At 65.4% G+C, this 21325-nt stretch carries 16 protein-coding genes; 4 read left to right on the top strand and 12 right to left on the bottom strand.

Annotation, left to right across the window (positions count from 1 at the left end):
- Positions 1 to 2: 2 nt before the first annotated feature.
- The 9 genes from AB3G45_RS10865 to AB3G45_RS10825 form a co-directional block, all read right to left on the bottom strand.
- The gene (locus tag AB3G45_RS10865; protein ID WP_367830560.1) at positions 3 to 728 is read right to left on the bottom strand and encodes an ABC transporter ATP-binding protein; all 726 of its coding nucleotides are present in this window, start codon (positions 726 to 728) and stop codon (positions 3 to 5) included.
- Positions 725 to 1615, bottom strand: a complete 891-nt coding sequence (locus AB3G45_RS10860) for an ABC transporter ATP-binding protein (protein ID WP_367833556.1) — start codon at positions 1613 to 1615, stop codon at positions 725 to 727. The genes AB3G45_RS10865 and AB3G45_RS10860 overlap by 4 nt, the downstream gene beginning before the upstream one ends.
- A 35-nt stretch (positions 1616 to 1650) precedes the next feature.
- The gene (gene livM, locus AB3G45_RS10855) at positions 1651 to 3039 is read right to left on the bottom strand and encodes a high-affinity branched-chain amino acid ABC transporter permease LivM (protein WP_367830559.1); all 1389 of its coding nucleotides are present in this window, start codon (positions 3037 to 3039) and stop codon (positions 1651 to 1653) included.
- Positions 3040 to 3042: 3 nt separating this feature from the next.
- Positions 3043 to 3945: a branched-chain amino acid ABC transporter permease gene (locus AB3G45_RS10850; RefSeq protein ID WP_367830558.1), complete on the bottom strand. Its 903-nt coding sequence runs from the start codon at positions 3943 to 3945 to the stop codon at positions 3043 to 3045.
- A 283-nt stretch (positions 3946 to 4228) separates the two neighbouring features.
- The gene (locus AB3G45_RS10845; RefSeq protein WP_367830557.1) at positions 4229 to 6655 is read right to left on the bottom strand and encodes an FAD-dependent oxidoreductase; all 2427 of its coding nucleotides are present in this window, start codon (positions 6653 to 6655) and stop codon (positions 4229 to 4231) included.
- A 121-nt stretch (positions 6656 to 6776) separates the two neighbouring features.
- On the bottom strand, positions 6777 to 7331 hold the full coding sequence (locus AB3G45_RS10840) for a sarcosine oxidase subunit gamma (RefSeq protein WP_367830556.1): 555 nt from the start codon (positions 7329 to 7331) through the stop codon (positions 6777 to 6779).
- Between the two features lie 10 nt (positions 7332 to 7341).
- The gene (locus tag AB3G45_RS10835; protein WP_367830555.1) at positions 7342 to 10299 is read right to left on the bottom strand and encodes a sarcosine oxidase subunit alpha family protein; all 2958 of its coding nucleotides are present in this window, start codon (positions 10297 to 10299) and stop codon (positions 7342 to 7344) included.
- On the bottom strand, positions 10296 to 10571 hold the full coding sequence (locus AB3G45_RS10830; protein ID WP_367830554.1) for a sarcosine oxidase subunit delta: 276 nt from the start codon (positions 10569 to 10571) through the stop codon (positions 10296 to 10298). The genes AB3G45_RS10835 and AB3G45_RS10830 overlap by 4 nt, the downstream gene beginning before the upstream one ends.
- Positions 10572 to 10578: 7 nt before the next feature.
- Positions 10579 to 11829 (bottom strand): sarcosine oxidase subunit beta family protein, encoded by a 1251-nt coding sequence (locus tag AB3G45_RS10825; protein WP_367830553.1) that lies wholly within the window; start codon positions 11827 to 11829, stop codon positions 10579 to 10581.
- A 203-nt stretch (positions 11830 to 12032) separates the two neighbouring features.
- Here AB3G45_RS10825 and cysQ point away from each other — a divergent pair, with 203 nt between their 5' ends.
- The 4 genes from cysQ to AB3G45_RS10805 all read left to right on the top strand — a co-directional run bounded on the left by cysQ (position 12033) and on the right by AB3G45_RS10805 (position 15943).
- Positions 12033 to 12839: a 3'(2'),5'-bisphosphate nucleotidase CysQ gene (cysQ, locus tag AB3G45_RS10820; protein WP_367833555.1), complete on the top strand. Its 807-nt coding sequence runs from the start codon at positions 12033 to 12035 to the stop codon at positions 12837 to 12839.
- A gap of 195 nt (positions 12840 to 13034) precedes the next feature.
- Positions 13035 to 14444 (top strand): hypothetical protein, encoded by a 1410-nt coding sequence (locus AB3G45_RS10815; protein ID WP_367830552.1) that lies wholly within the window; start codon positions 13035 to 13037, stop codon positions 14442 to 14444.
- 24 nt (positions 14445 to 14468) lie between these two features.
- The gene (locus AB3G45_RS10810; protein WP_367830551.1) at positions 14469 to 15260 is read left to right on the top strand and encodes an ABC transporter permease; all 792 of its coding nucleotides are present in this window, start codon (positions 14469 to 14471) and stop codon (positions 15258 to 15260) included.
- Positions 15260 to 15943, top strand: coding sequence for an ABC transporter ATP-binding protein (locus tag AB3G45_RS10805; protein WP_367830550.1), 684 nt, complete (start codon positions 15260 to 15262; stop codon positions 15941 to 15943). Before AB3G45_RS10810 ends, AB3G45_RS10805 begins: the two co-directional genes overlap by 1 nt.
- Before the next feature lie 85 nt (positions 15944 to 16028).
- On the opposite strand, the gene AB3G45_RS10800 is transcribed toward AB3G45_RS10805, so the two are convergent.
- The 3 genes from AB3G45_RS10800 to AB3G45_RS10790 all read right to left on the bottom strand — a co-directional run bounded on the left by AB3G45_RS10800 (position 16029) and on the right by AB3G45_RS10790 (position 20937).
- Positions 16029 to 17441 (bottom strand): hypothetical protein, encoded by a 1413-nt coding sequence (locus tag AB3G45_RS10800; RefSeq protein ID WP_367830549.1) that lies wholly within the window; start codon positions 17439 to 17441, stop codon positions 16029 to 16031.
- 176 nt (positions 17442 to 17617) lie between these two features.
- Complete coding sequence (locus tag AB3G45_RS10795; protein WP_367830548.1) at positions 17618 to 19645, bottom strand: capsular polysaccharide biosynthesis protein; 2028 nt, start codon at positions 19643 to 19645, stop codon at positions 17618 to 17620.
- Between the two features lie 74 nt (positions 19646 to 19719).
- Complete coding sequence (locus AB3G45_RS10790; protein ID WP_367830547.1) at positions 19720 to 20937, bottom strand: polysaccharide biosynthesis/export family protein; 1218 nt, start codon at positions 20935 to 20937, stop codon at positions 19720 to 19722.
- Between the last annotated feature and the right edge of the window lie 388 nt (positions 20938 to 21325).

Raw genomic sequence — 21325 nt, 5'->3', positions numbered from 1 at the left:
CCCTAGTGGCGTCCGCCTTCCAGATAGGCGGCGCGCACTTCCGGATTGGCCAGAAGTTCCTTGCCCGAACCGCTCATCGTCACCTGACCGTTGACCATGACATAGGCCCTGTTGGACAGCTTGAGTGCGGCAAAGGCATTCTGCTCGACGAGGAAGACGGTCAGCCCCTGTTCCTCGTTCAGAACCTTGATGGCGTCGAAAATCTGCTTGATGATCAGCGGCGCAAGGCCGAGCGACGGTTCGTCGAGCAGAAGCAGCTTCGGACGCGCCATCAGCGCGCGGCCGATGGAGAGCATCTGCTGCTCGCCGCCCGAAAGCGTGCCGCCGCGCTGGCTCTGGCGCTCCTTGAGACGCGGGAAGAGGGTGAAGATCTTCTCCACGTCCTCGTCGAAATACTTCAGATTGTCGAGGCTCGCGCCCATCTGAAGGTTTTCAAACACGGTCATGCGCGGAAAAATGCGGCGCCCTTCCGGCGACTGGGCGATGCGGCGGCGCGCGATGAGATGCGTCGGCAGGCGCGTGATGTCCTCGCCATCGAAGGTGATGGTGCCGGTGCGGGCCTGCGGGCTGCCGCAGATCGTCATCATCAGGGTCGACTTGCCGGCGCCGTTCGCGCCGATCAGGCTGACGATCTCGCCCTTCTTCACATCGACATTGACGCCGGCGAGTGCGCGGATATTGCCGTAATAGGTTTCCACGCCCTGAACGCTGAGAAGCGTATCACTCATGCGTGCGACCCTCCCTGCGGGCCTTCGCTCTCTGCGATAACCTCGATTTCCTCGATCACCTCTTCGACCTCATCATCTTCAACACCGAGATAGGCCGCGATAACCCTCGGATCGTTCTTCACATGGTCCGGCGTGCCGTCGGAAATCTTCTGCCCGTATTCGAGCACGACCACATGGTCGGAGATCTCCATGACGACCGACATGTCGTGCTCGATGAGCAGGATCGACGTGCCGCTGTCCTTGCGGATGGAGCGCAGGAGTTCGTTGAGCGCCAGCGATTCGCGCGGGTTGAGGCCCGCCGCCGGCTCGTCCAGGCACAGGAATTCCGGCCCCGTGCACATGGCGCGGGCAATTTCCAGACGCCGCTGCGCGCCATAGGGCAGGTCGCCGGCCGGGTCGTCGGCGCGCTCGATGAGGTGGGCCTTTTCCAGCCAGTGCTTGGCGATCTCGATCGATTCCGCCGAGGCCTTCTTGTAGGCCGGAAAGCCGAGCAGGCCGAGGATCGTGTAGCCGGAGGCCTTCATCAGCATGTTGTGCTGAGCGACGAGCAGGTTTTCGAGAACCGTCAGGCCGGAGAAGAGCCGGATGTTCTGGAACGTGCGCGCCACCTTGGCGTCGCGGGTGATCTCGAAGTCGGTCATGCGTTCCAGAAGGAAGCTCTTGCCCGCCTTCTGGTGCATGGAGATCATGCCCATGGTCGGCTTGTAGAAGCCGGTCACGCAGTTGAAGACCGTGGTCTTGCCGGCGCCGTTCGGGCCGATCAGTGCCGTGATCTCGCCGCGCTGGGCCTCGAAGGACAGGTCGTTGATGGCCATGAGGCCGCCGAAGCGCATCGACAGATGCTCGACCTTGAGAATGGGATCGCCCGTCATCGTATTTGGCGTCATCGTGTTCATCGCTACCGTGTTCGCACCGAGGACCATCAGCCGTGCCCTTCCTTGGTGAAGCTGCCGGAGACCGCCTTGCGCTCCCGAAGGAAGGCGGTCGGCTCGCGGCTTCCCACGAAGCCGCGCGGTTTCCAGACCATGACCACGACCATGGCGACGCCGAAGATCAGCATGCGGTAGAGTTCCGGCGTGAAATCGGGCCCGAACACCTGCTTCAGGAAGGTCATCTCGCGCAGGAGTTCCGTGCCGCCGACCATCACGGCCGCAGCGACCGCAATGCCGACGAGCGAGCCCATGCCGCCGAGAACCACGATGGCGAGGATGATCGCCGATTCGAGGAAGACGAAGCTTTCCGGCGAGACGAAGCCCTGGCGCACGGCGAAGAAGGAGCCGGCGAAGCCGCCGAACATCGCGCCGATGGAGAAGGCCGTCAGCTTGGTCGTCACCGTGTTGATGCCGAGCGAACGGCAGGCGATCTCGTCCTCGCGCAGCGCTTCCCAGGCACGGCCGATCGGCATGCGGCGCAGGCGGATCGTCACATAGGCGGTGAGCAGGGCCAGCGCCAGGATGAGATAGAAGAGGAAGATCTTGTAATAGGCCGAGGACATCGGCAGGCCGAAGGCCTTGGCGAAATAGTTCGGCGCGCTGACGTCGAACGACCAGATGCCGAAGACCGAGGCCTTGGGAATGCCGGAGACGCCGAAGGTGCCGCGGGTCACTTCCGTCCAGTTGATGAGCACGAGGCGGATGATTTCCCCGAAGGCCAGCGTCACGATGGCGAGATAGTCGCCCTTCAGGCGCAGCACCGGGAAGCCGAGGATCATGCCCCAGAAGGCGGCAAGGATGCCGGCGAGCGGCAGCAGGACCCAGAAGGAGAAGCCGAAATGCTGGGAGAGCAGCGCGTAGGAATAGGCGCCCACCGCATAGAAGGCGACATAGCCGAGGTCGAGCAGGCCGGCGAGGCCGACGACGATGTTCAGGCCCCAGGCGAGCATGACGTAGATGAGGATCTGGATGCCGAAGTTGTCGACCCACTTCAGCGAGCCCTGCACGCCGAAGATCATGACCATCAGCGGCGGATAGATCAGCAGAGCGGCAATCGCGATCTTGCTGAAATTGCGCTTGAAGAAGCTTTCTTCGCCGTCCTGCGGGCGGGTGGAAGCCGCCGCCTTGCGGGCTGCGATCCAGGGGCGCAGGTAGGCGACGGAGAGGAAGCGTCCGACGGCGGCGATGGCCACGAAGATCGCGAGCAAGCCCCAGCGCTGGTTCAGCACGAGCTCGTTGCGGATGTTCTGCGTGGTTTCGAGACCGACGAAGAGGACGAAGAGGCCGAGCGCGACGAGGCCGGCATAAAAGCCCTCGCGCAGAGCCTGCGCCGTCAGGTTACCGCCGGCGCGCTCATGAGTGTTCGAAATGTTGGACATGGATCAAACCTTCTCGACTTCCGGTCGCCCGAGAATACCGGACGGCTTGAAGATCAGGACGATGGCGAGGATGGAGAACGTCGCGACGTCCTTGTAGTCGATGGTGAAGTAGGCGGACCAAAGGCTCTCGATGAGGCCGATCAGCATGCCGCCGAGCACGGCGCCCGGAAGCGAGCCGATGCCACCGAGGACCGCAGCCGTGAAGGCCTTGACGCCCGGAATGAAGCCGTCGGTGAAGACGGTCACGCCGTAATACATCAGGTACATCGTGCCGGCGACGGCCGCGAGCGATGCACCCATGATGAAGGTCACGGAGATCGTCCGGTCCACGTCGATGCCGAGCAGGGCCGCCATCTTGCGGTCCTGTTCCGTCGCGCGCTGGGCGCGGCCAAGCGAGGTCTTGTTGACGACGTACCAGAAGGTCCCCAGCAGGATGACCGTCAGCACCATGATGATGATCTGCTTCAGCGAGATCGAGATGCCGGAGACGTTGTAGACCGACGAGACCATCGGCGGGATCGGCTTGTTGCGCGGACCCTGCGTGACCTGAATGAAGTTCGACAGCGCGATCGACATACCGATCGCGGTGATCAGCGGCGCGAGCCGGAACGAGCCGCGCAGCGGCCGGTAGGCCATCTTCTCGATCGTCCAGTTCCACAAGGACGCCGTCAGCATGGCCGCGGCGATCATGACCAGCAGCAGAAGGACGACCGGAAGGCCGACGAACACGCTGGTGAGCACGAGGAAGACGATGAGGGCTGCGAATCCGCCAAGCATGAAGATATCGCCATGGGCGAAGTTGATCATGCCGATGATGCCGTAAACCATGGTGTAGCCGATGGCTATCAAACCATAAATAGATCCAAGCGTTAGCCCATTGACGAGCTGCTGGACGAAGTATTCCATTTGCTATCCCCCGGATGCGGTTCCCGAAGGCCGCATCTCTTGTTCTTGCCGCTCTTTTTCGAGCTTGTTTGACAGCCCGGATTCCATACCGCTTTCGCTACAAAAGAAAAGCCCAAAAAGCCCGGATCGACAATTTCTTTGGCAAGAACGGTTAAATGGCGCATTCGGCGCCATGAAAACCAAAAAATCGGCAGGAGGAGCGACGCTTTTGCCCAAAAAGATGCACGAATGTCGCAAGCGTCATTGTCCCGTTCCGGCACAGCGACGCGCCGGCCGGGACAAATCAGCCGCGCATGCGCGCCCCGGACGGATCGAACAGCGGCTCGGCCTGCAGGCGCGCCGGCAGCATCTCGCCGAGAAGCTCGATCGACCAGCCCGTCTCGATGTCGGCAATCTCCCTCGGCACATAGCCGATCGCGACGGACAGGCCCGTCGCATGGGCATAGCCGCCCGAGGTCACCCAGCCGCGCACCGCGCCGTCGAGATAGATGGGCTCGTCGCCGATGACGTCCGCATCCTTCGCCGCCACGACGAAGGTGCGCAGCCGGAGTGCGCCGCCCGCCTCCCGCTCCGCCGCCGCCGCTTGCCTGCCGATGAAATCCGCCGCCTTGCTCGTCGCCACGAAGCGCTCCAGCCCCGCCTCGACCGGCCCGTAGAGCGGACGATACTCGCGTGACCAGCTGCCGTAGGACTTTTCGAGGCGCAGCGCGTTCAGCGCCCTGAGCCCGAACAGGCGGATGCCGAACTCGGCCCCGGCCTCCAGGATGAGATCGTAGAGATAGCGCTGGTATTGCGGCTTCATCCAGATCTCGTAGCCGAGATCGCCGGTGTAGCTGACGCGCCCGACGACGGCCGGCGCCATGCCGAGATCCATCCGGCGCACCGCCATGAAGGGGAAGGCCTCGGTCGAGACGTCGAGATGCGTCAGCTTCGCCAGCACGTCGCGCGCCTTCGGCCCGGCAACCGCAAGGCCGACGAGCGAAAGGTTCAGCGCCTCCAGCGTCACGGAACCATCCCGCGGCAGGTGCGCCTCGAACCAGCGCATGTGGTAGTCTTCAGCGACGCCCGAGCCGATCAGCAGGTAATCGCCCTCGCCGAGCCTGGCGAGGGTGAAATCGCCGATGAGCTTGCCGTCGTCCTTCAGCATCGGCGCCAGCGTCATGCGGCCTTCCGCAGGCAGCCGGCAGGCGAGCAGCCGGTCGAGCCAGGCTTTCGCCCCCCTGCCCTTCACCGCGTATTTCGCAAAGCCCGAGGTCTCCATCAGGCCGGCGCTCTCGCGCACCGCGCGGGCCTCCGCGCCAACGGTCTCGAAATCCGTCGAGCGGCGCCAGGAGAACCGGTCCTCCACGCCTTCCGGCGCGAACCAAAGCGGCTGCTCCAGGCCGTAGGACGCCCCGAAGACGGCGCCCGCCGCCTTCAGCCTGTCATAGACCGGCGTCGTCTGCAGCGGCCGGCCGGCCGGCAGTTCCTCGTTCGGATAGCGGATCGAGAAGCGCCGCGAATAGTTTTCCCGCACCTTGGCATTGGTATAGGCGAGCGTCGCATAGTCGCCGTAGCGCGCGACATCCATGGCGAAGACGTCGAAGCCCGGATCGCCGTTGATCATCCAGTTGGCGAGCGCAAGGCCGACGCCGCCGCCCTGGCTGAAGCCGGCCATGACGGCGCAGGCCGACCAGAAATTCGTCATGCCGCGCACGGGCCCGACAAGCGGGTTTCCGTCCGGCGAGAAGGTGAAGGGGCCGTTGATGATCTTCCTGATGCCGGCCCTGTTGAAGGCCGGGAAGTGGCGGAAGCCGACCTCCAGCTCCGGAGTGATTCGCGCGATATCCTCTTCCAGCAGTTCATGGCCGAAATCCCACGGCGTGGTGAGCGGCGACCAGGGCCGGCAGGCCTTTTCATAGGTGCCCATCAGCATACCGTTGCGCTCCTGGCGGAGATAAATCTCCCCATCGAAGTCGACGCAGTGCATCAGCTCCTTGCCATGCGTGCGGTTGAACTCGACGACCTCGGGCATGTCCTCGGTGATGAGATACATGTGCTCCATGGCAAGGACGGGCAGTTCGAGGCCGACCATGCGGCCGATCTCGCGCGCCCAGAGGCCGCCGCAATTGACGACATGCTCGGCGACGATCTCGCCCTTGTTCGTGATGACGCGCCAGCTGCCGTCCTCGCGCTGCACGAGGTCCTCCACCTTGGTGTGAAGGTAGATCTCCGCGCCGTTCCTCTTGGCCGACTTGGCATAGGCATGCGTCGTACCATAGGGATCGAGATGCCCCTCGACGGGATCGAAAACCGCGCCGACGAACTGGTCGGGGTCGAGCAGTGGCATCAGCTCATGCGCCTCCTTCGGCGTCAGAAGATGCGCATCGAGGCCCATATAGCGGCCCTTGGCGAGGATCGACTTCATCCAGTCGAATCGATCCCTGGTCGATGCCAGCATCATGCCGGAGGTCATGTGCAGGCCGATGTCCTGGCCGGAATAGTCCTGGATCTCTTTATAGAGTTCGACCGTGTATTTCTGCAGCTTGGCGACGTTCGGGTCGCCGTTGATCGTGTGCATGCCGCCGGCCGCATGCCAGGTCGAGCCCGAGGTCAGCTCCGAGCGCTCGACGAGCACGACATCGGTCCAGCCGAATTTCGTGAGGTGATAGAGGACGGAGCAGCCGACGACGCCGCCCCCGATAACGACGACCCTTGCATGGCTCTTCATGGAAACTCCGGCTTTTCCGGGTTGAAGGGAATTCGATGCGGCGGAAAGCGCAGCCTATTGGGTTCCCCCGACGCCCGGCAAGCCCGAGGTGCGAAGCGCCATGTCGCTCCGAAGGTTTTTGTCAGCGCGTGGCGAAGTCGACGGAGAGATCGTGGCTGTGCGCCATGACCTTGAGATCGGCGACCAGCGCCTCGGCAAAGCTGCGCATCACCACAAGATCGAAGCGGTCGGCGCCGGTGCGGGCGAGATTGACCGAAAGATGGTTGCACAGCATGTTCGCCGCACGCCCGACGGCGAAGGCTTCGGGATGAAGATCGACGGCGATACCGTTCGCAAGGATGCGCGCGGCATCGGGGCCGGACAGCGTCAGCGCGACGCGGCCATGGCTCTGGTCGACCACGAAGGCGAATGCGCCGAGCCGGACGGACAGTTCGGCGAGAAGCGTCTCGGGCGCATGCACCTCCGACAGCACCAGCCATTCGCCCGGGCCGCAGAAACGGGCCTCGAACGCGCCGTCGGCGACGAGAATGCCGGCCGCCTCGGCACCGTGGCCGGGCGCCGCCAGCACCACGGCGATGGCCGTCGCGCGATGGACGGCGAGGTGGTTGGTCCGCTCGACCGGAGCGGCCCCGATCGTGCCGTCCAGGGGGTGTACTGCCTGATAGTCGTAAGCCATAGAATTTTCCTCACGCCATCAGCTTGCGGCTTTCCGGATCGACGAAGACCGGATCGCAGACTTCGGCGAATGTCTCCACGCCGCGCAACTGGTCCCACACGACGATCTTCTCGCCGTAGCGCTCCCGGCCCGATTTCAGGAAGGCAAGGGCGATATGGATCCCGAGCGTCGGCGAGAAGCAGACGGAGCTGACCCAGCCCTGGTCGTTGATCGTCGAGGGCTTGGCGCCGTCCTTCAGAAGGTGCGCGCCGGCGCGCATGTCCTTGTCCGCCTCCAGTGCCTTCAGGCCGACGAGCTGGGCGCGGTCGGCGGCCGTCAGGCCGAAGCGGGTGGAGAGCCGCTTGCCGATGAAATCCGGCTTGCCGGTGCCCATCATGCGGCCGAGGCCGGCATCGTCGGGCGTCACGCGGCCATCGAGCTCGGCATGGGTGACATGGCCCTTCTCGATGCGCAGCACGTTGAGCGCCTCGACGCCATAGGCGCAGAGGCCTTGCGGTTCGCCCGCCCGCATCAGCGCCTCGGCCACCGCCTCGCCATAGCCCGCCGGCACCGCCAGCTCATAGGCGAGCTCGCCGGAGAAGGAGATGCGGAAGAGCCGCGCCTTGAGGTTGCCCTTCAGCCGCACCTCGCGGGCGGCGAGGAACGGGAAGGCCGCATTCGAGAGATCGTCCTCGACGACGGCCTGCAGGATCGTGCGCGCCTTCGGCCCGGCGATCGACATCTGCGCCCATTGGTCGGAGACCGACAGGAAGCGCACGCGAAGCTCCGGCCAGAGCGCCTGCGCGGCAAATTCCATATGCGAGAGCACGCCGGCGGCCATGGCCGTGGTGGTCGTGACGAGGAAATGCTCCTCGGCCAACCGGCTCACCGTGCCGTCGTCATAGACCATGCCGTCCTCGCGCAGCATCAGCCCGTAGCGGGCCTTGCCGACGGGAAGCTTCAGCACGGGATTGCAATAGAGCCGGTTCAGGAATTCGGCGGCATCCGGCCCGAAGACCTCGATCTTGCCGAGGGTCGAGACGTCGCAGAGGCCGGCATGCTCGCGCACGGTACGGACCTCGCGGTCGACGCTCTCCCGCCAGGTCTTCTCGCCCGCCTTCGGGAACCAGGAGGAGCGATACCAGAGCCCGGCATCGATGAAGACCGCGCCGTGGCGCGCCGCCCAGCCATGCAGCGGCGAGCGGCGGACGGGCATGGCATGCTCATCGCGCGACGGGCCGGCGAGCGCGCCGAAGGAGACGGGCGTGTAGAACGGCCGGAAGGTGGTGGTGCCGACCTCGGCGGGGCTGACGCCGCGCATCGTGGCGAGGATACCGATGGCATTGACGTTGCCGAGCTTGCCCTGGTCCGTCGCCATGCCGCTCGTCGTGTAGCGCTTGGCATGCTCGACATGACCGAAGCCCTCGCGAAGGGCGAGGCCGAGATCCTTGCCGTGCACGTCGTTCTGGAAATCGACGAAAGCCTTCGATTTTGCGCCCGGCACATGCCAGAGCGCCGTGAAGGACGGATCGACCGCCGCGCCGACGACGGGGGGCTCGAAGCCGGCGACGGGCCGGCCGAGCGCCTCCACGATGGCCGACGCCTTGCGCGCGCCGTCCTCGAAACATTCGGAAAGCCGGTAGTGCCCGGCCGCGGCACCGGCCATGACAAGGCCGTCGCCCGCCTCCGGTGCCAGGAACGCCTGAAGGGCCTGCGACCAGACCGGCCTGCCGCCACGCTGGCAGGCAAGGTGGATGACCGGGCTCCAGCCGCCGGACATGGCCACGGCATCGCAGGCGATCAGCTCCTCGAAGCCGCCGCGATCGGCGAGTACGGCGCGGACGCGCCGGCGCCCCTTCGTGTCGACGATGCCGCCGCCGCGCACCACCCGTACACCATCGGGCGCGCGGTCCGCGGCGTCCGTGCGGCTGTCGATCAGCGCCGTAATCTCGACGCCCTGCGCGGCAAGGTTCTCAGCCGTGCGATAGCCGGACGAACCGTTGGTGAAGATCGCCACCGACCGGCCGGCCGCGACGCCGAAACGGTTGGCATAGGTGCTGACGGCGCTCGCCATCATTATGCCGGGACGGTCGTTGCCGCCGAAGACCAGCGGCCGCTCCTCCGCGCCGGTGGCAAGGATCGCGTGTTTCGCCACGATGCGCCACAGGCGCTCGACCGGCCGTGCCGCGTCGATCGTGGCGCTGTGCTTCTGTACCCGCTCCACGGCGCCGAAGACATTGTCGTCGTACCAGCCGAAGACGGTGGTACGCGGCAGCAGCGTGACGCCGGGATGGCTGTGCAGTTCGTCGAGCGCGTAGCGGGCGAAGACGAACGGCGCCTCGCCGTCGAGCCGCGTCGTCTCCGACAGGAGCGCGCCGCCGAGGGAAAAATCCTGCTCGGCGAGGATGACGCGCAGGCCAGAGCGGGCGGCGACCAGCGCCGCGGCGAGCCCCGCCGGGCCGGAGCCGACGACGAGGAGGTCGCAATGCGCCCAGCTTTTCTCATAGGCGTCGGGATCGCGCGGAAGATCCGTGCGGCCGAGGCCGGCGGCGCGGCGGATCAGCGGCTCGTAGACCTTTTCCCAGAGGGCGGCGGGCCACATGAAGGTCTTGTAGTAGAAGCCGGCGGATAGGAAGCGCGACAGCCGGTCGTTCACCGCGCCGATATCGAAGGCGAGGCTCGGCCAGCGGTTCTGGCTGGTGGCGGCAAGGTCGTCGTAGAGCTCGGCGACGGTCGCCTTCGTATTCGGATCGCGCCGCGCGCCGGTGCCGATGGTCACCAGCGCGTTCGGCTCGGAGGGCCCTGCCGTCACGATGCCGCGCGGGCGGTGGTACTTGAAGCTGCGGCCGACGAGCAGCCGGTCGTTGGCCAGCAGGGCCGAGGCGAGCGTATCGCCGGCATGGCCGGAAAGGTTCGCCCCGTCGAAGGTGAAGCCGATGGAATGGCTGCGGTCGATGAGGCCGCCGGAGGGAAGGCGATAGGCGGTCATTGCGCGCCTCCCCTTGCCGCCGCGGCATCCGTCACGGAAAACACCTCATGGGTAAAATTGTCCCGTTCGACCACTAGCCAGCGCCGGCAGCCGGCGACATGCTGCCAGTGCTCGCGGATGCGCCCGCGCGGATTGGCGCGGACATGGACATAGTCGTTCCACGCCTCGTCCGTGGCCATGGCCGCCGGGCGGACCGGCGTCGCATCGCCGCGGATCGAAAACTCTTCCTTGGGGCGCACCCCGCAATGGGGGCAGGAAATCAGGCTCGCCATGGCGTCCTCAATGCAGGTTCGGCTGGGTGCCGGCACCCGCCTCGTCGATGGGGAAACCGCGCTCGAAGCGGTCGAGCCTCAGCGCGCGCGCCACATGGTGGCTCTCGCCCTTGGCGATGAGATGCGCAAAACAGAAGCCGGAGGCGGGCGTCGCCTTGAAGCCGCCGTAGCACCAGCCGCAGTTGAGATAGAGGTTGTCGATCGGCGTGCGGTCGATGATGGGCGAACCGTCCATCGACATGTCCATGACACCGCCCCAGGCGCGCAGCACCCTGACGCGGGAAAGACCGGGGATCATCGTCACCCCCTCCTCCATGACATGCTCGGCGGTCGCAAGGTTGCCACGCTGGGCATAGGAGGAATAGCCGTCGATCTCCGCACCGAAGACGAGGCCGCCCTTGTCGGACTGCGAGATGTAGAAATGCCCCGCGCCATAGGTGATGACGTGGTCGATGCAGGGCTTCAGCCCTTCGGTGACGAAGGCCTGCAGCACATGGCTCTCGATCGGCAGCTTCAGCCCCGCCATCTCGCCGACGCGGGACGTGTTGCCGGCCGCCGCGAGCGCCAGCCTGTCGCAGCCGATGAAGCCCTTCGTCGTCTCGACGCCGGTGACGACGCCGTTTTCCCGGCGGATACCGGTGACCTCGCAGTTCTGGATGAGATCGACGCCGAGCCGGTCGGCGCCGCGCGCAAAGCCCCAGGCGACGGCATCGTGCCGGGCCGTGCCGGCACGCCGCTGCAAAAGGCCGCCGACGATGGGGAAGCGCGCATGGTCGAAATTGAGGAAGGGCAGCATCTTCTTCAACATCTCGCGGTCGAGCTGCTCGGCCGCCACGCCCTCCATCATCATGGCATTGCCGCGGCGGGTATAGTGATCGCGCTGGCTGTCATTGTGGTAGAGGCTGATGATGCCGCGCTGCGACAGCATGACATTGTAGTTCAGCTCCCGCTCCAGCCCTTCCCACAGCTTCAGCGAAAACTCGTAGAACGGCTCGTTGCCCGGCAGCATGTAGTTGGAGCGCACGATGGTGGTGTTGCGCCCGACATTGCCGGAGCCGAGATAACCCTTCTCCACCACGGCGACGTTGCGGATGCCGAATTCCCGGGCGAGGTAATAGGCCGTGGCAAGGCCATGCCCGCCGCCGCCGACGATGACCACGTCGTAGTGTGGCTTGGGTTCCGGCTCCCGCCAGGCGGGTTTCCAGCCGAGATTGCCGGCAAGGGCTTGCTTGAAGATCGAAAGGGCGGAGTAGCGCATGCGAAATCCTGCATCAGTCGCCCCACATTCGCATATGCAGCACAAACGGCAAGCCCGGCGTCATCTTGTCGCATCCCGACCCGGGACTTTCCCCCATGTTGCGGCCCCCGCCGGAAATCAGCGCATTTGCTTTCAGGCTGCCGCGCGGCTATGGCATCCGCAGAAACGCCGGACCCAAAAACATGCAGGCAGACAGGATGGAATTGAGGCAGGTCATGGAAAGCGCGGCGCTGGCCGCCGGCAGCGCCATCATGGCCATCCACAAGGCAGGGGCCGACGTGCAGTACAAGGCGGACCGTTCGCCGGTCACCGCCGCGGACGAGGAGGCCGAACGGCTGATCCTCGCCGCGCTCGCGCAGCATTTCCCGGACATTCCCGTCGTCGCCGAGGAAGCCGTGGCGGCCGGCCGCGTGCCGGACATTTCCGGCGGCACCTTCTTCCTGGTCGATCCGCTCGACGGCACGAAGGAGTTCATCGCCGGGCGCAGCGAATTCACCGTCAACATCGCACTCGTCCGCGACGGGGCGCCGGTCGCCGGCATCGTCTATGCCCCCGCGCTCTCGACCGGCTTCATCGCCGACGACACGGGGGCGGAACGCTTCGAGGTGACCGGCGACGAAGCCGTCACCCGGCGGACACCCATCGGCTGCCGTCCGTGCGGCGACGCGCTGACGGCCGTTGCCAGCCGCTCGCACGCCACGCCGGAAACGGCCCGCTTTCTCGACGACCACGGCATCGACGCCTGCACGGCGATCGGCTCCTCGCTGAAATTCTGTCTGGTCGCCGAAGGACTTGCCGACGTCTATCCGCGTTTCGGCCGCACCATGGAATGGGACACGGCCGCGGGCGATGCCGTGCTGCGCGCGGCCGGCGGGCAGACCCGAACGCTCGACGGCGCGCCCCTGCTCTACGGCAAGACCGGCCAGGCCGGCGACGCGGATTTTGCCAATCCGGATTTCATCGCGGCGAGCACCGGCTGGAGCCCTGCGTCGGCGGCGACCACAAAATAACCGGATTGCTCGACGAGGAATGCGCGCCGACCGGAAAGGGCGCAACAATCCGCTCTCGACCGCTGCGCGGGCGGCCTTTCCGGAGCCCGGGCCGACGCGGCATTTTTATTGTCTGTAAAGGCAATTTCGAATAAGTTGCGGCGACAAGCATTTAAGGCGACGCCCCCGTTTGCTGTTGGAAAAGAGTGAGCCGACGTGAAAGATGAGAAAGCGCCCCTCGTGGCGGAAACCCCGACCCACGTCGCCGACAACACGAGCAGCCTGCTCGAAATCGCCAAGCAGCGCGCGCGCCAGCGCGCCTCGGAACAGAAGGTCGTGAAGATCAAGCAGGGCGCGGCCAAGCGCCCGGTCGTCAATCCGGCCATCGACGACGACGAGAATCTGGGATCGCGAGCGGAAGTGCGCGCGCGCAAGCCCGCCGACCTCGTCAGCGCCGTCCTGACCCTGCCCGCGATGCCCAAGCAGAAGCGGCAGCTTCCCTGGCCGATCATCTCCTTCATGCTGGCGGCGATCCTGCCGACGATCCTCACCGGCCTCTACTATATCTTCATCGCCAGCCCGCAATACGTGGTCGAGACGCAGTTCTCGGTGCGCGGCTCGAACTCCTCCTCGCTCAACGCCCTCGGCCTTACCGCGCTTGTCGGTTCCAGCGCGCAGTCGGGCGATTCCTACGTGGTTGCCGACTACATCCAGTCCTCGCAGATCCTGCCGGATATCCGCGAGCAGACCGGCGTCGACATCCGCACCGTCTATTCCCGCCCGAACATCGACTTCCTCTACCGCGAGAACGAGAGCCGCCCGCTCGACGAGTTCCGCGACTATTGGCGGGACATGGTCAATGTCAGCTATAATTCCACGACCGGCAACGTGACGATGCGCGTCTTCGCCTTCTCGCCGTCAGACGCCAAACAGGTGGCCGACGCGGTGCTGGCCGTCTCGGAGAACCTGGTCAACACGCTCTCGGAAAAGTCGCGTCGGCAGTTCGTCGAGGTCGCCAACCAGCAGGTCGCGCGCTCGGAAGAGCGGCTGCGCAACATCCGCGGCCAGATCACCGACCTGCGCATCACCGAGCAGGCCGTCGATCCGACGGCGGTCGCCACCATGGAAGCGACGATCATCAGCACGCTCGAACAGGAACTGGCCTCGCTGCGCACCCGCTACAAGGCGCTGGTCGATTCGGTCAGCAGGGACGCCCCCTCGGCCCGCGTCATCGAGCGGCAGATCGTCGCCCTGGAGGAGCAGCTGGTCGAGCAGCGCAAGCGCATCAGCGGCGACAGCAACAACGACACCAGCAACAAGACGACGCGCAGCGGCCTGGATGCCGGCCGCGCCCTGCCCGAGATGATCGATCGCTTCACCGAACTCAGCGTCGAGCAGGAATTCGCCGTCAAGGCCTACACGACCTCGCTCGCCGCGCTGGAAACGGCCATGCAGGAAGCGCAGAAGCAGGAGCGTTACTTCGCCGTCTACGTGCAGCCGCGCGAACCGGAGATCGCTCTCTATCCGCTGGGCGCGATCAACACGCTCATCATGCTCGCCGCGGCGTCGTGCCTCTGGCTGATCGGTTACTTCGCCTTCCGGTCCGTGAAGGATCACGCGATCTGATCGCGACGAGGAGGACGTGGCGGAATGGCTCTGCTCGCTGAAAAGCCCTTAAGCTATGCACTGCGCGAAAACGCACGGGTGATTTCCGCGCTCGTCGTTCGCAGCGCGGTGACGCGCTTCGGGGAAAGCCGGCTGGGCTTCGTCTGGATCCTCGTCGAGCCCGCCGCCTATGTTGGCATCTTCCTCCTGATCCATACGCAGCTGAAGGCACACGTTCCCTTCGGCGACAATGCGCTGCTGTTCATCCTGGCCGGCGTTTTCGGCTTCCGCATGACGCGCGGCATCTCGCGCAAGACGGAACGCGCCATCATGAGCAACCAGCCGATGCTGACCTATCCGCTGGTCCGGCCGCTCGATACGCTGGTGGCGACATTCCTCCTGGAAACGACGATCTGGCTGATCATCTGCGGCCTGTTCATGGGTGGCCTTGCGATCTCGCTCGACCGGGACGTCATCGTCTATCCCGGGGAATTCGCCGAGGGCATGGCCGCGATCCTGTATTTCGCCTTCTCGTTTGCGGCCTTCAACGCGACGATGAGCGCGCTCGTGCCGCGCTACGACACCTTCCTCAGCATGCTGACCATGCCGCTGATGTTGATGTCCGGCGTGTTCTTCATGCCGGCGGAAATGCCGCCGGGCTTCCAGGCCGTGCTGTGGTGGAACCCGTTCCTGCACTGCGTCGAATGGTTCCGCACCTCGACCTATCTCGATTACCATGCGCTGCTGAGCAAGCCCTACCTGCTCGGGCTTTCCACCGCGCTGCTCACATCCGCGCTCATGCTGGAGCGCCTCTTCCGCCGAAAGATCATAGACTGATGATCATCTTCGACAATGTCAGCAAGGCCTTCCCTCGCCCCGGTGGCGGCAAGAAGGTTATCCTCGACCGGTTCACGGCGGCCTTCCGCCCCGGCACCAATGTCGGCATTCTCGGCCGCAACGGCGCCGGCAAGTCCACGCTGATGAGCCTGATCTCCGGCGCGGACATGCCCGATTCAGGGCGCATCCTGCGCGAGGGCAAGATCTCCTGGCCGCTGGGTTTCAGGGGCGGCGTGCACAGCAAGCTGACGGGCGCGCAGAACACCCGCTTCATCGCCGACATCTACGGCAAGAACCGCAACAAGGTGCTGGATTTCGTCGCCGACTTCTCCGAGCTCGGCCCCTATCTCGACATGCCGGTGAAGACCTATTCGGCCGGCATGAAGGCGCGCCTCTCCTTCGGCATCTGCATGGCGATCGGCTTCGAATACTACCTGATCGACGAGGTGATCGCCGTCGGGGACTCCACCTTCAAGAAGAAGTGCAAGGACGTGTTCGACGAGCGGCGCGAGAACGCCACCCTGCTGCTCGTCTCCCACTCCTCCGGCCTCTTGCGCTCGTTCTGCGATATCGGCGGCGTCATGAACAACGGCCAGCTCACCTTCTACAACGATATCGAGGAAGCGATCGAGGTGCACGAGGAGATCCTTCGCACCTCCGCCAGCCAGCGCCGCTCCGCCTGATTCCCCAAAACGCACGAAAAGCGCGCCCCGCGTCGTGTCGGGGACGCCCGCCTGTCGTGAAAGCCTTGAAAGAAGCCTGCCGCCCCTATTGCGACTGCGCCAGCAGCGGCATGACGTTCGACGCTTCGGGACGCCCTGCGAGCCGGCCTGCGGCATCCACGGCCCGGAGTTTTTCAAGCAGCGAATTCACCGCGATCTCGATGCCCTCATAGGCGTAGTAGTCGCCTGGATGCAGGCATTCCTGGGCGATCCAGTTCAGGTAGTCGCGCCGCTGCGCCACCGGCGCCACATGGCCGGACGACCAGAAACTGTCGAGTTCTATGCCCTTGTTGACGCAGAAGGCCAGCGAGGGATGCCGGTAGAAGGCCTGGCCGAGCACGGCGAGCGGAATGCCGTGCTGGAGCGCCGAGAGACCGGACGTGCTGTTGATCGTCACCATGCCCGCCGCATGCCGCGTCATCAGGCCCAGCGAGCCGCTGTCGAGGATGTGGATGCGCTCGGAGACGTTGTTGAGCACGCCGACCTGGCGGATGAACTGCTTGTCCTGGCTGTGCCCGCGCTCCATCGGATGGATCTTGAACACCAGCTGGTGCGTCGGCGGTGCGTTCCGCGCGAAGGAGACGATGGTCTTCAGGATGAGCTTCTGGTTGTTCCAGCCGCTCGCAGCCGCGCCGAGCTGGCTGTCGTCGTGCACCTGCAGCGGCACGATGTAATATTTCTTGTCATGGTGCTCGAGCAGCCGCTCCATGGTGCGGTAATTGCTGCCGAGATTGTGGAACTTCCGGTAGTAGTTCTTGATCCAGTAGAAGGCCTCGGGCGCCAGGGACCGCTTGTGCTTGTGGAAGAGCTTGCGTTCGCTCAGCGTCGAAAAGACGCCGCGCACCGAAAAATAGGTGAAGGCATAGGTCGCCATGGCGCCGAAAGACGACGGGAAATTCGTCCCGCGCGTGCGCTCGCGCGGCTTCTCGTCGTCCTTGCCGGGCGGCAGGAGACCGGCGATCGGCGAACGCCAGTTGTTGCCGCCGACCTCCATCGTCACGAAGCCCGGGCGGATATACCCTTCCTCGAGGCTGAGAACGGGGATGTTGAGCGTGGCGCACTGCTCGATCGCGATCTTGTGGACCTCGCGTTCGCAGCCGAAGAGCACGACATGGTCGAAGCCATGTTCGCCGACGATCTCGGTGAACCAGTCACGCCACACATCGGCCGTGCCGGAGAAGTGCAGGATCTTGCCGCCGCGGGCGAACAGCCGGTCGCCGGCGTTGAAACAGATGCGCCAGGCGTCGAAACCGTTGTCGTTGAGCAGCGCCTGGGCCTTGCGGAAGAAGGGGCCGACCGGCCCTTGCAGGAACAGGACGCGCGGCGCGCTCTTGGAAGGGAAACGCTTGGAGAGCTTGCGGCGCAACGCCAGATTGATCAGCCGCGACCCGCGTGTGCCAGCGACGCCCTCTGCGTCGGAGCGACCCGCCTTCGATTCGGTATCATGCTGTACGCTCATGACAGGTCGGCTCAACTCAAATTATGCTGCTGGATGGAATGGTATTCGCACAAAGGCGTCGTTTTAGCAACCGCATCTGCCATACTCCCCGATTTTGTCGCCGATCCCCCGGCACAAAGGCAACGGCCGCGCGCAGGACGCCGACTCGGATCCGTTCCCGTTTTCCCGACCGTCTTTTACCGCAACCGCGAGTCGCGAAGCAACACCGCTACGCGGTTGATTTGTTGCGCCGCACACAAAAAGACTTTCCGACCGACTCCCGGCGTTTTCATGGCAGAGCCGGAAATTTCTTCAACCAGATCCTCCGGCCGGCAGGGCAAGCCACTGAGAGGATGGACATAAAGCGGATAGCGGATGAGGCTTTCGGCCACCAGCGCCTCAAGATCGATACGGCGCGCGCGGCGGGGAATGGGCAGGCGGTCGTCGGTCAGGCCCCAGCCGGCATAGAAAGGCGCGCCATGGACGCCCACGGCCTTGCCGCGCAGCAGCGCCTCGAAGCCGGCCAGCGAGGTCATCGTCTCGATCCGGTCCGCCCAGCCGATCCATTGCAGGATATCGCCGCTGCGGACGACGAGATCGGCCTCCTGCGGTTCTGCACCACCGTCGCGCACGCCGGAAACCACGTCCGGATGTGCTTTGTAGACGATAAAGGCATCCGGGAAGAGTGCCCGCACGGCTCGCACGAGGTCGGCATTGGAGCGCACGACGGGGGAGCCGTAGCGGATGGAGGCATCCTTCTCCACCTGCCCGGGCACCAGGATTTTCAGCCGCCCCTCGGCAACGACCGGCAGGTCTGCGGCCGTGCCGAGATTGTACTTGGAGACGCCGCGCCGGACCAGCAGGCGCACGAGATCGCCCGCCCGCCGCCGCAGGTCTTCGTCGACCGTGCCGTGCACGATCAGCGCCTCCAGCCGGCTTTCGCCCCGTGCATCGTAATAGACGTGCTCGCCGTCGATCGCGATGGAGGACGGCATGGCGAGGTTCACGCCCAGCCCCCGGGAGCGGATGAAGCCGTCCTCGAGCCGCATGGCCGGCACGTCGGCCGGCAGCGCCGCGTCGCTGCCCCAGAGCGCGACGACACCATCCGCCGCCCGCGCCGCGGCGGTCGCCGCTTCGAGCGAACGGGCATGAACCGGATCGCCCGCCATGCCCTTCAGGAACGGCGCCATGGCCTTGCGCTTCCAGGGCGAGAAGCCGGCCGTGAAGACCTTGCGCTCGATGCGCGCCCGCTGGTCGCGCACGGTGATCGCCTGCTCGACCGCCCGTTCCGGCGTACAGGGCTCGCGCGTGTGCAGGTCGAGGTAATGCGAGTAATCAATGTAGGCCGCGTGAAAAACCTGTTCGAGCGAGGCCGGCGGGCGGACGGGCGACAGGAGATCGTGATCGACCGTGAGGCCGCGGCCGGAATAATAGGTCGTACCGAAGCAATGAACGGACCGCCCGGCCATCAGTGCCTCGAAGCCGAGCTGGCTCGATACCGTATAGACGCAATCGGCCTCTTCCAGCAGCGGCCAGGGGTTCATGCGAGAGGGCACGACGATGTCGACCCCGAGGGCGCCGGCCGCCTGCCGCAGGAGGCTGCGGTCACCGGCCGCCGGATGGGTGCGCACGACCAGCGCCTTGCCCGGATGATGGGCCGCCGCGTGCTCCAGCATGGCGCGGAAGCTTGCCGCGCTCGCCCCGGCCCCGGCAATGGAGGCGTCCCCGGCCACCTGGTCGACGAGCAAAACGAAGGGCCGGCCTTGCGGCACGCCGGCCGCGGTCGGCGTCAGCACGGGGCTGCTGTTGTATTTCGACAGACGCGCGCCGCGCAGCAGCGCCATCAGCCGGCTGGCGCGTGCAAGCGCCGCGGCATCGTTCAGCGGTTGCGACAGCAGCCGGTCGAGGCCGCTCGGATGGCGCCCATCGAAATAGATGCCCTCCCGGTCGACCACGTAGGAATGGCTCGGCTCCCCCCGCCCGGCCGCAAAGCCGCGCAGAAACCCATCCTCCAGAGTGACGGCCTCCTTGCCGGCGCGCGCAGCAAGCCGCACCGCCCGGCGGCCGGACGACCGGCGCCCCCAGCCGATGAAGCCGTCGATCCTGCCGGGGAGCGCGAAGGGCCAGGCGACGATCTCGGCATCGAGCAGGCGGGCGATGTCCGCCCGCTGCTGCCAGAGGCCGAAGGAAAGAAGCGCGTAGGTTTTGCGTGCCTGGCCGGCCATGCAGTCCTCGAGAGCAATTCCCGCCGGGGGCGCCGCACGGGCCTCGCCGCATCAGGCGGGCCGAAGCCCGCCCGTCAGAGCAGGTCGGCGGTGCGCTGGATATTGTAGGCCGCGCTCGAACCGCTGGAAACGATCGTCAGGAACTTCGCGAGGTCCGTCGCCACGTGGCGCGCCAGGTAGACGACGTCCTTGTTGCGCACGGGAAAGTTCTGCGCGACGATGTAGCTCTGCGTCGCGCCGAGATCGAGGCGATAGACGATCGGGTAGCGTCCTTCCGAATCCGACACCATGCCGCGCGCGATGAGGTCGCGGAAGCGATCGTCGCCGACGACGGCGCGGTAGACGCTCTCGTCCTCGTAGCGGAAGACGAAGTAGCCCTTCGGATCGGCCGTCGCGACATTGCCGCCGCCGGCGAGCGCCGCCGCCTCGACGAGGCTGAGCTTGGCCGCATCGAACCGGATCTTGCCGGGCTTCTTCGTCTGGCCGAGCGCCGCGAAGGTCTGCGGATCGTAGGTCAGGTAGATCTGGTCGTCCGGCTTGACGTAGATGTCGTCCTTCGGATTGTCGATGACCGACTGGAGCAGCACGCTGCGCATCTTGCCGCCGCGCTTGAGGCTGACATAGGTATCGTAGGGCGGCTTGGCGGCGCCGCCGGCCATGGCGATCACTTCGCTGATGTGCTGGCCGCTGAGGCCGAGCGGCACGATGCCCGACTTGTTGACGTCGCCCTGGATGGAGACGGTGCGCGAGGCATTGCCCGCCATGGAAACGATGACATCGGGCTCGACGGCCTTCGCCTTCAGCGCGTCGACGATGGTGGCGCGCGCCGAATCGATCGTCATGCCGGCGAAACGCACGGAGCCGACATAGGGGATCTGGCCGTGGCCATCCGGCTGCACGATGACGGGGATCGACGTCGACTTGCGCTCGGTGGTGGAGAACAGGCCGTCCGGACCCGCTTCGAAGATCGTGACCTCCAGGCGATCGCCGACGCCGATGACCGGCGTGCCGCCGCCGCCGCCGAAGCCGAAGGTGCTGGACAGGCCGTAACGCTTGGCCGCGCTGACGCTGTTGGCGACGCGCTGGTCGACGCTCACGACGTCGAAGATCAGCTTGGTCTGGGGAATCTCGTAGGACTTGCCGTCCGCGCCGGCCGAAAGCACCTCGTGGGTCAACGGGCCGTCGCTCGGAACCACGCAGCCGGCCAGCGTCAACAGGGCACCCGCCGCAAGAATCCGCGCGAATGCGCCCAAAAGCCTGCGCGGCGTGGCCACGTCTTCAATTGCGATCATCACTTAGCATTTCCCTTCGACCGTACCCAACAAGGTACGGGGCAAGAGCCAGCCGCTTGCCACGACAGGGCGCCATAGACATGCAGTTCCAATGTCTCGTCAAGTCCCATGACCAAACCTTGTCCCACTGCGCATATCCATGCGGCCCCCGCCGACACCATGGAGCAAATCCCTTGCACATTCGTTACGCTCTGAAAAGCCGGTCGGCGCTTTGGCGTTGAAAATCAACTTTTTCCACCAGCTTTTTCAAAGGGGTGCGACAAAAAGAACGCAACTTTTCCTCCGCCCGCCCGGCGATGAACGCGCCCCTGATCCCGCAGTTTATGCACATGCCTTGCCCGGCCCTGACCCTTCCGCAAGCGGCCCGGCGCTTAAGAGCAGTGACGGG

The organism is Shinella sp. S4-D37, from assembly GCF_040812195.1.
GTDB lineage: Bacteria > Pseudomonadota > Alphaproteobacteria > Rhizobiales > Rhizobiaceae > Shinella.
This window is presented reverse-complemented; position numbering and strand designations above follow the sequence as displayed.

Coding starts and splice junctions, on each gene's coding strand:
- AB3G45_RS10865 (WP_367830560.1), bottom strand. CDS start 728: ATGAGTGATACGCTTCTCAGCGTTCAGGGCGTGGAAACCTATTACGGC.
- AB3G45_RS10860 (WP_367833556.1), bottom strand. CDS start 1,615: ATGACGCCAAATACGATGACGGGCGATCCCATTCTCAAGGTCGAGCAT.
- livM (WP_367830559.1), bottom strand. CDS start 3,039: ATGTCCAACATTTCGAACACTCATGAGCGCGCCGGCGGTAACCTGACG.
- AB3G45_RS10850 (WP_367830558.1), bottom strand. CDS start 3,945: ATGGAATACTTCGTCCAGCAGCTCGTCAATGGGCTAACGCTTGGATCT.
- AB3G45_RS10845 (WP_367830557.1), bottom strand. CDS start 6,655: ATGAAGAGCCATGCAAGGGTCGTCGTTATCGGGGGCGGCGTCGTCGGC.
- AB3G45_RS10840 (WP_367830556.1), bottom strand. CDS start 7,331: ATGGCTTACGACTATCAGGCAGTACACCCCCTGGACGGCACGATCGGG.
- AB3G45_RS10835 (WP_367830555.1), bottom strand. CDS start 10,299: ATGACCGCCTATCGCCTTCCCTCCGGCGGCCTCATCGACCGCAGCCAT.
- AB3G45_RS10830 (WP_367830554.1), bottom strand. CDS start 10,571: ATGGCGAGCCTGATTTCCTGCCCCCATTGCGGGGTGCGCCCCAAGGAA.
- AB3G45_RS10825 (WP_367830553.1), bottom strand. CDS start 11,829: ATGCGCTACTCCGCCCTTTCGATCTTCAAGCAAGCCCTTGCCGGCAAT.
- AB3G45_RS10810 (WP_367830551.1), top strand. CDS start 14,469: ATGGCTCTGCTCGCTGAAAAGCCCTTAAGCTATGCACTGCGCGAAAAC.
- AB3G45_RS10805 (WP_367830550.1), top strand. CDS start 15,260: ATGATCATCTTCGACAATGTCAGCAAGGCCTTCCCTCGCCCCGGTGGC.
- AB3G45_RS10800 (WP_367830549.1), bottom strand. CDS start 17,441: ATGAGCGTACAGCATGATACCGAATCGAAGGCGGGTCGCTCCGACGCA.
- AB3G45_RS10795 (WP_367830548.1), bottom strand. CDS start 19,645: ATGGCCGGCCAGGCACGCAAAACCTACGCGCTTCTTTCCTTCGGCCTC.
- AB3G45_RS10790 (WP_367830547.1), bottom strand. CDS start 20,937: ATGATCGCAATTGAAGACGTGGCCACGCCGCGCAGGCTTTTGGGCGCA.